This is a genomic window from Herbidospora sakaeratensis (assembly GCF_001570525.1).
Lineage (GTDB): Bacteria > Actinomycetota > Actinomycetes > Streptosporangiales > Streptosporangiaceae > Herbidospora > Herbidospora sakaeratensis.
Window position 1 is genome coordinate 938,679 of record NZ_BBXC01000007.1, and the last position, 11,734, is coordinate 950,412.

The 11,734-nt window shown below is 73.4% G+C and carries 10 protein-coding genes; 5 read left to right on the forward strand and 5 right to left on the reverse strand.

Features of this window, described 5'->3' with window-relative positions:
- Positions 1-23 precede the first annotated feature (23 nt).
- The 3 genes from AW271_RS43065 to AW271_RS03820 are packed head-to-tail and all read left to right on the forward strand — an operon-like array spanning position 24 to position 2,028.
- On the forward strand, positions 24-164 hold the full coding sequence (locus tag AW271_RS43065) for a TauD/TfdA family dioxygenase (protein ID WP_218007974.1): 141 nt from the start codon (positions 24-26) through the stop codon (positions 162-164).
- Positions 161-1,090: a hypothetical protein gene (locus tag AW271_RS03815; RefSeq protein WP_062331728.1), complete on the forward strand. Its 930-nt coding sequence runs from the start codon at positions 161-163 to the stop codon at positions 1,088-1,090. The genes AW271_RS43065 and AW271_RS03815 overlap by 4 nt, the downstream gene beginning before the upstream one ends.
- A 53-nt stretch (positions 1,091-1,143) precedes the next feature.
- The gene (locus AW271_RS03820) at positions 1,144-2,028 is read left to right on the forward strand and encodes an alpha/beta fold hydrolase (protein ID WP_062333059.1); all 885 of its coding nucleotides are present in this window, start codon (positions 1,144-1,146) and stop codon (positions 2,026-2,028) included.
- On the opposite strand, the gene cysC is transcribed toward AW271_RS03820, so the two are convergent.
- Positions 2,014-3,843: an adenylyl-sulfate kinase gene (gene cysC / locus AW271_RS03825; RefSeq protein WP_062331732.1), complete on the reverse strand. Its 1,830-nt coding sequence runs from the start codon at positions 3,841-3,843 to the stop codon at positions 2,014-2,016. The two genes, AW271_RS03820 and cysC, sit on opposite strands and share 15 nt — an antisense overlap.
- Positions 3,843-4,736: a sulfate adenylyltransferase subunit CysD gene (gene cysD, locus AW271_RS03830; protein ID WP_062331737.1), complete on the reverse strand. Its 894-nt coding sequence runs from the start codon at positions 4,734-4,736 to the stop codon at positions 3,843-3,845. Before cysD ends, cysC begins: the two co-directional genes overlap by 1 nt.
- Before the next feature lie 71 nt (positions 4,737-4,807).
- Between cysD and AW271_RS03835 the strand changes: the two genes are divergently transcribed.
- Positions 4,808-5,374 carry a GNAT family N-acetyltransferase gene (locus AW271_RS03835; RefSeq protein WP_063817841.1) on the forward strand — a complete coding sequence of 189 codons (567 nt, stop codon included), beginning with the start codon at positions 4,808-4,810 and terminating at the stop codon, positions 5,372-5,374.
- On the opposite strand, the gene AW271_RS03840 is transcribed toward AW271_RS03835, so the two are convergent.
- The 3 genes from AW271_RS03840 to AW271_RS03850 are packed head-to-tail and all read right to left on the reverse strand — an operon-like array spanning position 5,355 to position 8,210.
- A complete protein-coding gene (locus tag AW271_RS03840) occupies positions 5,355-6,071 on the reverse strand; it encodes a sulfotransferase-like domain-containing protein (protein WP_062331740.1) in 717 nt (238 codons plus the stop codon). The two genes, AW271_RS03835 and AW271_RS03840, sit on opposite strands and share 20 nt — an antisense overlap.
- Positions 6,068-7,051, reverse strand: a complete 984-nt coding sequence (locus AW271_RS03845) for an aldo/keto reductase (RefSeq protein WP_062331743.1) — start codon at positions 7,049-7,051, stop codon at positions 6,068-6,070. Before AW271_RS03845 ends, AW271_RS03840 begins: the two co-directional genes overlap by 4 nt.
- The gene (locus AW271_RS03850; RefSeq protein ID WP_169806273.1) at positions 7,044-8,210 is read right to left on the reverse strand and encodes an argininosuccinate synthase domain-containing protein; all 1,167 of its coding nucleotides are present in this window, start codon (positions 8,208-8,210) and stop codon (positions 7,044-7,046) included. The genes AW271_RS03845 and AW271_RS03850 overlap by 8 nt, the downstream gene beginning before the upstream one ends.
- 572 nt (positions 8,211-8,782) lie before the next feature.
- Between AW271_RS03850 and AW271_RS03855 the strand changes: the two genes are divergently transcribed.
- The gene (locus tag AW271_RS03855; RefSeq protein ID WP_062331750.1) at positions 8,783-11,734 is read left to right on the forward strand and encodes a non-ribosomal peptide synthetase; all 2,952 of its coding nucleotides are present in this window, start codon (positions 8,783-8,785) and stop codon (positions 11,732-11,734) included.

An 11,734-nucleotide genomic window follows, 5' to 3' on the forward strand; every position in this document is an offset into this window, starting at 1 on the left:
CCGCCGCGGCGTTCACCGCCGCGCTGGCCGGGGCCGATCCCGTCCGGGTACGCCTCACGCCCGGCGACGTCCTGCTGGTCGACAACCGCCGCACCCTGCACGGCCGGACCGCGTTCGCCGACCCCCGGCGGCTGATGCTGCGCGTCCGGGTGTGGTCGCGATGACGCTGACCCGCGACGACTCGGCCATGTGGGCCTGGGCGGCCGGGCGGGCCCTGGCGGCCGGGGACGTCCCGGCGTCGGGCGCGGAGGCGGCCGCCTGGACGGTCCGGGGGTGGGCCGAGATCGCCCTCGGCTGCGCCCTCCTGGGGCCGGCGGCCTTCGACGGCCTCGACGCGGTCGTCCAGGCCACCGGCGTCCGCCACGGCGGCCCGGCGGCCGACCGGCTGCGCGCGTTGCGGGCCCGGTGCGGGCCGGTCCCGCGCGGCTACCCGGACGCCGCCGACCCCGGTCCCGTCGACCCGCCGGGGGAGGAGACCCGGGAGGCCTGCCGACGGCTGGCCGCCTGGTGCGCGACCATCCCCGACGGCTCCGGCCGGAGCCGCCCGGTCCGCGACCCCCTGCGCTGGGGCGAACGCCACCGCCCCCACGCCACCCGCGACGTCACGGCCGTCGACGGGTCCCGGTTCGCGGGTCTGGCCTGGCGCACCTGGATGCGCCTGCCCGGCGAGCACGGCCCGATCACCGTCGTGGTCGAGGGCACCCACCGCGCGCCCGAACCGCGCAGGCGGGTGTGGCGGGGCGTGCACGACGGCGCGCACCTCGACCTGCTGGCCGCCTGCGGCGACGAGGTCGAGTTCGGCCGGGGGCTGCTGGCGGCCGAGAGCTACGCCATGGCCGTCGAGCTGGTCGCCCTGGCCGAGACGGCCGACCCGGTGGTCCGGCGTGTGCTGAAGCAGGGGGTCAGGGAGCGTATCGGCCGCATCGCGGGCCACCCGGAGCTCGGCCTCCTGCCCACGCTGGCGGCGGCCTACGTCACGGGGGCGCTCGGGCTCCTGGAGGGCGGGGCGGGGGGCGTACCGGAGGAACTGGCGGAGCCCCTGCGGGCCCGCTGGGGCCGGGTCGGTCAGGTCTCGTTAACGCCTCGGTGACGGGGCAGGGGCACCTGCGGCCGACACCGTCCGAGTTCGAGGGGATCCCGCGGATGCGAGCGAGCGCGAAGGCACGGCACCAGAGCGTCGACGTCGACGGCATCGAGGTCTTCTACCGGGAGGCCGGCACTCCGGACCGGCCGTGCGTGCTGCTGCTGCACGGCTTCCCCAGCTCCTCCCACTGCTTCCGGCGGGTGCTCGCGCCGCTCGCCGGCGTGAGCCGGGTCGTCGCGCCCGACCTGCCGGGCTTCGGGTTCTCCGCCGCGCCCACGATCGACGAGTACGAGTACACCTTCGCCAACCTGGCCCAGACCATGGAGGGCTTCCTGGAGCGGATCGGCGTCGAGGAGTTCTTCGTCTACCTGCACGACTTCGGCGCGCCGGTCGGCTACGAGCTCGCGCTGCGGCGTCCCGAGCGCATCCTGGGACTGATCGTGCAGAACGGCAACGCCCACGACGACGGGCTGGGCGAGCAGTGGGACGGCGCCCGCGCCTACTGGGCCGACCCGTCGGAGGAGAACCGGGCGAAGTTGCCCGAGTGGCTCAATTTCGAGGGCACCCGGGGGCAGTACCTCGACGGGCTGCCCGAGCGGCTGCGCGTCCTGCACCCGCCCGAGACCTGGCACCTCGACTGGGAGCGCATGTCGCGGCCGGGCGACCTCGACGTCCAGTTCCAGCTGTTCCGCGACTACGGCGGGTACGTCGGCCGGTTCGGCGAGCTGGCCGGCTACCACCGCGAACACCAGCCGCCGTGCCTGCTGTTGTGGGGCCGCCACGACGCGTTCTTCGACCTGGCCGAGATCATGGGCTACGCCCGCGACCTCGACCGGATCGAGATGCACGTCTACGACGCCGGCCACTACCTGCTGGAGACGCACGCCGACGAGAGCGCGGCGGCCATCGCCGCGTTCGTCGCCGACGTCTCACAGGCCCAGTAGGGCGCACACCGCCTCGGCCGCCTCGTCGGGCGAGCCGGTCCCGTCGATCACCAGGTCGGGGTGGCCGGGCGGCTCGTAGGGCTGGCCCTGGCCGGTCAGGTTCGGCAGCCGCCCTGCCTTGGCCTGGGCGTAGAGGCCCCTCGGGTCGCGGCGGGCGCACTCCTCGGGCGGGGTGTCGACCCAGACCTCGGTGAAGTCGCCGTCGGCGAACAGGTCCCGGGCCGCGGCCCGGTCGGTGCGGAACGGGGACACCAGCGCCACGACGACGATGAGCCCGGCGTCCACCAGGATGCGGGCCACCTCGGCGACCCGGCGCACGTTCTCGGCGCGGCCCTGCGGGGTGAAGCCGAGGTCCCTGTTCAGCCCGCCGCGCACGTTCTCGCCGTCGAGCACGTAGGTGTGCAGGCCCATGCCGTGCAGCCGCCGCTCCAGGGTGTTGGCGACGGTCGACTTGCCGGCGGCCGGCAGGCCGGTCAGCCACACCACCCGGGCCCGCTGGCCCTTGAGCCGCTGCCGGGCCTCGCGGTCGACGGTGTAGGCGTGCGGGGCGACGTTGCGGCCGCGCCGCAGCGCGTGCCGCACCATGCCGGCCGCGACCGTCTCCTTGGTGACCCGGTCGACGAGCAGCAGGCTGCCGGTGTGCCGCGACTCGCGGTAGGCGTCGAGGGCGACCGGGGTGTCGGTGGTCAGCTCGACGGTGCCGATGTCGTTGAGGTCGAGGGTGCGCGCGGCGAGCTTCTCGCCGCTCACCACGTCGAGCCGGTCGCGCACGGCGGTGACCACGGCGGGCATCGTGCGCCCGCCGACGCGCAGCAGGTAGGAGCGGCCGTTGCGGAGCGGCTCCTCGGCGGTCCAGATCAGCGTGACGGAGTAGGCGGTCGCCGGGGACAGGCCGTCGTCGGGCGGGGCCAGCAGGTCGCCGCGGCGCACGTCGACGTCGTCGGCCAGCGTCACCGTCACGGCGGCGCCGGGCGCGGCCCGGTCGAGGCCGGCCCCGCCGGGCGCGAGCAGCCGCTCGATCGTGGACGTCGTCCCACCGGCCGTCCCACCGACCCGCACAGGGTCGCCCGGCCTGACCGGGCCGCCGAACACGGTGCCCGCGAAGCCGCGGAAGCCGTCGGCGCGGATGACGTACTGGACCGGCAACCGGTAGCCCTCGTCGGGAGCGGGGCCCGGTTCCCAGGCGGTCAGCGCCCCCAGCAGGGTGGGGCCGTCGTACCAGGGCAGGCGGGGGGAGGGCTCGACCACGTTGTCGCCGTCGAGGGCGCTGGCCGGGATGACGTCGGCCCGCATGCCGAAGCCGTCGGCCGCCGCCCGCACCTCGCCCGCCAGGGTCTCGAACACCGGCTGCTCCCAGCCGACGGCGTCGAGCTTGTTCACCACCGCGATGACCGACGGCACCCCCATCAGCGCGCAGATCGCCAGGTGGCGGCGGGTCTGCTCGCGCACGCCCTTGGTGGCGTCCACGAGCAGCACCGCGACGTCGGCGGTGGACGCCGCGACCGCCATGTTCCGGGTGTACTGCTCGTGGCCGGGCGCGTCGGCGACGATCACCCGGCGGCCCGACGGCAGGTCCATGAACAGGTGGGCGACGTCGATGGTGATGCCCTGCTCGTGCTCGGCCTCCAGCCCGTCGGTCAGCAGCGAGTAGTCGACCTCCCCGGCCGCCACCGTGGAGCCGCCGCGCCGCGTCTCGCGGGCGTAGTCGAGCTGGTCGTCGGTGGCGCCGCCGGTGGCGGCCAGCAGCCGGCCGATCAGGGTGGACTTGCCGTCGTCGACCGAGCCGCACGCCACGACCCTCAGTACCGCGACCATCAGAAATACCCTTCCGACTTCTTGCTCTCCATGGACGTGCCGCCCTCGCCGTCGATGAGCCGCCCGGCGCGTTCGGACCTGCGGTCGCGCCGCATCTCGTCGATGACCTCGTCGACGTTCTCCGCCTTGGACTCCACGGCCGCCGTCAGCGGGTAGCAGCCGAGGGTGCGGAACCGGACCCGGCGCTCCTCCGGCCGCTCGCCGGGCTCCAGGGGGTAGCGGTCGTCGTCCACCATGATCAACGAGCCGTTCCGCTCGACGACCGGGCGCGGCGCGGTGAAGTAGAGCGGCACGACGGGGATGTCCTCGCGCCTGATGTAGCGCCAGACGTCGAGCTCGGTCCAGTTCGACAGCGGGAACACCCGCATCGTCTGGCCCTCGGCGAGCTCGGTGTTGGCCTGCCACCAGAACTCGGGGCGCTGCGAGCGGGGCTCCCAGCGGTGGCCGGGCTCGCGCAGCGAGAAGATGCGCTCCTTGGCCCGCGAGCGCTCCTCGTCGCGCCGCGCGCCGCCGATCGCCGCCTCGAACCCGCCGTCGTCGAGCGCCTTGCGCAGGGTGAGGGTCTTCTTGATCCGGGTGTACTCGTGGGCGCCGTGGGAAAAGGGGGTGGCCCCGTCGGGGTTGGTGTGCACCCGCAGGTCGAGCCCCAGCCGCTCGGCCGTGGCGTCGCGGAAGGCGATCATCTCGCGGAACTTCCAGCCGGTGTCGACGTGGACGACCGGGAACGGCATCCGGCCGGGCGCGAACGCCTTCAGCGCCAGGTGCAGCAGCACCGAGGAGTCCTTGCCGATCGAATAGAGCAGCACCGGCCGCCGGAACGCACCGGCGACCTCGCGCAGGATGTGCACCGCCTCGGCTTCGAGCGTGTCGAGGACGTCGTCTTCTCCGGCCATGTCCCGGACCTCCGGCTTCTGGTTGGAGTAACCTGTAAATAGATGTTCATGGGTTATCTGGAGGTGGCGCGATGAGTTCCCTGACCGTCAGAGAGCTGTCGAAGGAGACCTGGGGCGACTTCGAGTCGGTTCTGGGCGCCAACGGCGGCGCCCGCGGGTGCTGGTGCATGCACTGGCGGCTGTCCATCAAGGAGTGGACGGCGGGCAAGGGCGAGGGCAACAAGAAGGCCATGAAGCGCCTGGCCGGTCGCGAACCCGTGCCCGGCCTCGTCGTCTACGACGGGGACGCCCCCGTCGCGTGGTGCTCGCTCGGCCCGCGTTCGGCCTTCCCCCGGCTGGAGCGCTCGCCGCTGCTGTCGGGCGTCGACGACGAGGAGGTCTGCGCGATCGCGTGCGTGTACGTCGAGAAGGGACATCGTGGCTCCGGGTTGTTGCCGGGCATCCTGGAAGCGGTCTGCGACTGGGCCTCGGCGGCGGGCTACGCCACCGCCGAGGGCTATCCGGTCGAACCCCGTGCGGGGAGACGGGCCGGGGCCGACACGGCGATGACCGGCATCGCCAGCGCCTTCCTCGACGCCGGGTTCTCCGAGGTGGCCCGCCCGCGCGCCGACCGGCCGATCATGCGGCGGAAGGTCTAGCCCGCGCGAGGGCCTCGTAGTAGGGCCGGTGGTGGTCGGCGACGCGGCGCAGGTGCTCGTCGGTCGACGGCGTCGCCCGCGGCTTGGGCGCCGTCGCCACCAGCCCGCTGCTGCCGGCCACCTCCGTGTGCCACCGGTTGGTGCGCCGCCAGTCGGCCTGCTCGCCCGGGTCCCAGCGCATCGCCTCGGGCCGGAACTCCAGCCCGACGTGCGCGCAGTAGGCCCGGACGGTCTCCTCCGGCCGCGCCACCAGGTCGTCGCCGTCGATCACCAGCGGCGTCTCGCCGGTGGCCGACCGCACGGCCTCGAAGACGGCGTGCAGGTACTCGAAGCCGTACTCGTCGAGCGTCGCCTCGGGGTTGACGGCGTAGTGGGAGGCGATGGCGCTCTCGGGCTCGCGGATCATGAACGTGTTGATCACGTCGGTGAACAGGCGCTCGTCCTGGAACAGCGGCGTGTACGTGTAGTCGGAGGTGTCCTTGGCGAACACCCGCCGCCCGGCGGCCCCGAGGTCGAGCATCACGTCGAGCAGCTCGACCGGCGAGGTGACGGTCCGGCCGGCCAGCGTGAAGCTGCCGTCGTCCTGGAGGTAGGAGAACGGCTCGTGGGCCACCTCCAGGTCGCCGCGCTCCATCATGATGCGCAGGAACGCGGTCGACCGCGACCGGGGCACCGCCCACAACAGGATCGGCTTCACTGCGACCACTCCGTCGGCCGGCGGTCCCATCGGTGCTCGCGCAGCTCCGCCATCAGCGCCTCGCTCAGCGGTTCGGCGTCGCTCGCGGCCAGGTTGGCGCGGACGTGGGCGGGTTTGCGCATGCCCGGGATGACGGTGGAGACGTCGGGGTTCTGCAGGATGAACCGCAGGGCGAGCTCGGGCAGGGTCATGCCCTCGGGCAGTACGCGTTTGAGCCGCTCGGCCCGGTCGACGCTCGGCCCCAGGTTCTCCGGCACGAAGTAGGTGTTGCGCCAGTCGCCCTCGGGCCAGCGGCTGTCACGGGTGAGGGCGCCGGTGAGCGTGCCCTCGTCGAAGGGCACCCGGGCGACCACCGCGACGTCGAGCTCGCGGCAGGCCGGGAACAGCTCGTCTTCCGGGGCCTGGTCGAAGATGTTGTAGATGACCTGGACGGCGTCGATCAGCCCGGTCTTCAGGGTCTCCAGCACGTTCCAGGGCTCCCAGCGGTTGACGCTGACGCCCACCCCCTTGATCAGCCCGCGTTCGCGCATCTCGGCGACGGTGTCCTGCCACGAGCTGTCGTGGGCCCAGGCGTCCTCCCAGACGTGGAACTGGAACAGGTCGACCGAGGAGGTCCCCAGCGCGTCGAGGCTGCGGTGCAGGTACTCCCAGAGGTGGTCGGGCGGGTAGACGTCGGCCAGCTTGGAGTCGCGGGTGGACGGCCACGCGCGGTCCTTGGGCGGCGGTTTGGTGGCGACGTGGAGGCGGCGTTCGGGATGGCGTGCCAGCAGCCGGCCGAGCATGCGCTCGCTCTCGCCGCGGCCGTAGATCCAGGCGGTGTCGAAGTAGTCGCAGCCCAGCCCGACGGCCTCGTCGAGCGCGGCGTCGCCGGTCGCGTCGTCGGCGCCGGTCCAGCCGCCCTCGCCTCCCGCGATGCCCCACATGCCGTAGCCGACGTCGCCGACCGTCCAGCCGAGCCGGCCGAAGCGGCGCTCACGCATGGCCTTCTCCTTCCCGGCTCCAGCGGTTGCCGCCCGAGCCGAAGCGGGTCTGCTGCACGACGTGGCTCGCCGCCTTCATGCCCTCGGGGCGGGCCACGCCCCGGTGCACCGACAGGGTCACGCTGCCGCTGAGGTCGCCGACGAGCCGGTCGATCGCCTCGCGCGCCGCCTGGGCGGCGGGGTCGAGCCAGCGGGCCTCGTACACGGCGGCGCCCAGGACGGCGGCCAGCCGGTCGTAGAGCTCGCGGCCGGCCGCGTCGAGACCGGCCTGCAGAATGCGGGTCCAGGCGCGTTCGAGCAGCTCCAGGCCGGGCGACTCGTAGATGCCCCGGCAGACCGTGCCGATGATGCGCCGTTCGACGACGTCGCGCAGCCAGACGCCGTGGCGGGCGCCGACCGTGTTGGCCGCGGCCATCCAGGCGACCGGGTCGGGGCCGCTGCCCTCGACGTCGGCGACCCGCCCGTCGCGGAAGGTGATGGTGACGGTCTCGGGGTCGGCCGGGGCCTCGTGGGGCCAGGCGCTCCAGCGCGGCCGCAGCCGGGTGACCGGCGTCGCCAGGTCTTCGAGCTCGGCCGACTCGTGGGACGCGCCGGCGAGGTTGGCGTCGGTGGACCGGTCGGCGGCGCTGCCCCGGTCGAGGCGCAGCCCGCTTCGGGCGACCGCCGCCGCCATGGCGGTCCGGTCGGGGAACCGGCCGAGGGCGCCGGGGTCGGTCCACGGTTCGACGCGGGCCATCCCGGGGGCGACCTGGCCGCCGTAGCGCGCGAACCGGCGCTGGTCGTTGCCGCCGCCGACGCAGCCGTGCACGAAGGTCTCGCAACCGTCGGCCCGCATCAGCGGCAGCAGTTCGCTCACCAGCACGAAGCGGGACGCGCCGGTGGTGTTCCAGTAGCCGCCGTCGTGGCGGGCGCGGTAGCGCAGCAGGTCGGACGCGACGGCGGCCATCGCCGCCCGCAGGTCGACGACGACCACGTCGGCGCCGGAGTCGCGCAGGGAGGACGCCAGCGCGTCGATCTCCGCGCGGTCGGACTGGCCGAGGTCGGCGAGGTAGTGCCGCGCCGGGACGGACGTCTCACGCAGCCACACTCCGACGGCCAGAGAGGACAGCCCTCCTGATTGGAATAACCCCGTCGTCGGGGTGCCATCGGCTATTCCCACGACCTCCTCCTTGCGTTGGGAGATTTCTGACAATGTGTCAAGCCTTGCCCACGATACCCAAGGAAATCAAGTCCGCACGCCATTGTCGGCCGATGATTCGAATGTGTCTCCTGGTGCCTCTGTGACTCGGAATGATCGTTCACGCTTTTTTCGAGAAAGAACGCCGATCTGTGATTAGCCCCTGCGGCCTCGGGTATCGGGGCGCTCGGACACCGGTCGGCGCCTGCCGCCTGCCGGGTAGGGATAGAACAATCGTTTCCGCAGGTGAACGCTGTGTTTTGGGCGGCCTCGGCGACGTCCGGGCTTGCGGACCGCAGCCCGTTGGCACAGTATGGAGTAACCCGTAAGACCCGGAATGATGGTTACTCAATCTTTCCCAGAGGGGAGCGACCGGTCACGCCGAAAAGCATTTTCCTGCCCATCTGAATAGTGACTGATCTGCCTGACCTGACCATGGAAGCACGATGCCACGCCATCAGCAGACGCACTTTGACGAAAACGCTCATCCATTCCTCGGCCCGCAGCGCGAATTTCCGTCGCGAAGCACCGTCCTCGACCTTTTCCTCGAACAGGTGGAGAACGCGCCGGACCGTCCCGCCGTCCGATATCGCGACCTGACGACCACCTACGCCGACCTCGACGCGGCGGCCGGCGCGACCGCCCGCCGGCTGATCGGCGGCGGCGTGGAGAAGCACCGTCTGATCCCCGTTCTGGTGGCCGACGGACGCGAGTTCCCCGCCGCGCTCATCGCGGTGCTGAAGGCCGGCGCGGCGTTCGTGCCGCTCGATCCCGCCTGGCCCGCCGACCGGCTCAACGCGATCGTGGCCGAGCTGTCGCCGCCCGCCGTCGTGGTCTCCCCGGCGACCGCCGACATCCTCGCGGGCCTCGACGCACCCGTCCCGGCGGTGGTCGTCGACTGCGACGCGCCCGGCGACGCCGGGCCGATGCCCGCCGACCGGCGGCCCGCCCCCGGCGACCTCATCTACGGGTTCTACACCTCCGGTTCGACGGGCCGGCCCAAGTGCGCGCTCAACCGCCACCGCGGCCTGGTCAACCGCCTGACCACGATGTCGCGCCGCTTCGGCGACGGGGCCGGCCACGTGACCCTGCAGAACAGCCGCTCCACCTTCGACTCCTCGATGTGGCAGGTGCTCTGGCCGCTGACCTCCGGCGGGCAGGTCGTGCTGCCCGACCGCGACGGCATCCTCGACCTGGAGCAGACCGCGACCACCATCGGCCGGTACGGCGTCACGATGACCGACTTCGTGCCGTCGGTGCTGGCCGCGTTCGTGGCCCTGCTGGAGGAGCGCGACGACCTGCGCGCCGCGGTGTCGAGCCTGCGCCGCATGCTGATCGGCGGCGAGCCGGCCGGTCCCGGCGTGGTGCGCCGGCTGCGCGCGCTGCTGCCCGGCCTGGCCGTCACCAACACGTTCGGCCCGACGGAGTGCTCGATCGGATCGGTTTTCCACGACGTCACCGACCCCGACGCCGACCGGATCCCCATCGGCCGCCCCATCGACAACACCGCCGCGATCGTGCTCGACGGCGACCTGCGCCCCGTGCCGCCGAACACGCCCGGCGAGCTCTACCTCGGCGGCGAGTGCGTCGGCGCGGGCTACCTGGACGACCCGGCGCGGACCGCCCGCACGTTCGTGCCCAACCCGTTCCCGGAGATCCCCGGCCCCACCCTCTACCGCACCGGCGACCTGGCGCGGGCCGGCGACGACGGGCTGCTCCACTTCGCCGGCCGGCTCGACGAGCAGGTCAAGCTCGGCGGGGTGCGGGTGGAGCTCGGCGACGTCGCCGCCGCCCTGGAAAGCCATCCGCTCGTCGGCGACGCGACGGCGGTCGTGCTCGGCGAGGCCCCCGACGCCACGCTGGTCAGCTGCGTCACCCCGCGCTCGCCCGCCGAGACGCCCTCGGCCGAGCAGCTGCGCGGCTACGCCGCCGGCAAGCTCCCGGCCGAGCAGGTCCCGCACCGGATCGTGGTGCTCGACGAGCTGCCGCTCAACCACAACGGCAAGGCCGACCGCAAGGCGCTGGCCGCGCTGATCGTCGCCGAGAGCGGGGAGGAGCACGTCGAGCCCCCGGAAGGCCCGATGGAGGAACTGGTCCGCGCGGCCTGGCGCGAGGTGCTCGGCCGCGACCGGATCTCGGTGGTCGTGCCCTTCTCCGATTACGGCGGCACCTCGCTGCTGGCCTACCGGGTCGTCACCGCCGTCGGCGAACGGCTCGGCCGGCCGGTCCGCCCCCGCGACCTGCTCGCCGAGCCGACCGTGCGGGCCCAGGCCGCCCGCCTTTCGGGTGGCGTCGACGACGACAGCGCCGAACTGGCCTACGTCCGGCAGGACCTGGCCTGGCGGCCGCCCCGCACGCTGCTGCTGACCGGCGCGACCGGGTTCATCGGGGCGCACGTCCTGGCCGAGCTGCTGACCCGCACCAACGCCGAGGTGGTCTGCCTGGTCCGGTGCGCCGACCCGGCCGACGGCGCCGACCGGCTGACCGAGGTCCTCGACCGCTACGGGCTGACCTCCGCCTGGCGGCAGCTGCCCGCCGCGATCAGCGCCGGACGCGTCGAGGTGGTGCCCGGCGACCTGGCCGGGGACCTGCTCGGGCTGCCGCAGCGGCGTTTCGACGCCCTCGCCTCGACCGTGTCGGGCGTCGTCAACGCCGCGGGCGCGGTGAACTTCCTGTCGGGCTACCTCGACCACCGGCCGGCCAACGTGCTGGGCGTACAGGAGCTCATCAAGCTGGCCGCCGGCGGCGGCGCGCGGCTGCACCTGCTCTCCACCCTGAGCATCTTCGGCCCCGCCGACCGGACCGGCCCGCCCATCACCGAAGACCGCATCCCGGTGCCCGACGAGGTCGCCGCCGACGGCTACAACCGGTCGAAGTTCGTCGCCGAGAGCCTGGTCGCCGACGCGCACCGCCAGGGCGTGAGCTCGGTGGTCTACCGCCTCGGCGAGGTCTGGCCGCACCGCGCGACCGGCGCGGCCAACCCCGACTCGCTGGCCCACAACCTGCTGTACGCCTGCGCCCGCACCCGGTGCGTGTTCCCGACCGAGGCCGCGACCGACGTGACCCCGGTCGACGTGGTCGCCCGGTTCCTGGCCGGCGCCGCGACCGGCGACCTCGACGTGCCCGACGGCGCGATGCACGTGTTGTGGCCGACGGGGCTGCGCTTCGCCGACGCCCTCGACGCGCTCGCCGGGCGGTGCGGCGCCGACCGGGTCGGCTACGCGGAGTTCCGCGACCGCCTGGAGGCGATCGCTGAGCCCGACGAGCGGCTCACCGCGCTCAGCCTGCTGCTGCCGCCACCCGAGGCCGGCCGCGACGCCGCCCCGGCCGCGTTCGACGAGATGTTCACCGACGGATCCCGCCACTTCGACATCCGGCGGTTCGACCGCCACGGGGCCGCGCTCGCCCGCCCGGAGGCCGACGGCCTCGCCGCGATCGACCGCTACCTCACCCAGCTGACCGACACGCTGACCGACACCTCCGCCTTCGTACCTCAAGAAAGGTAG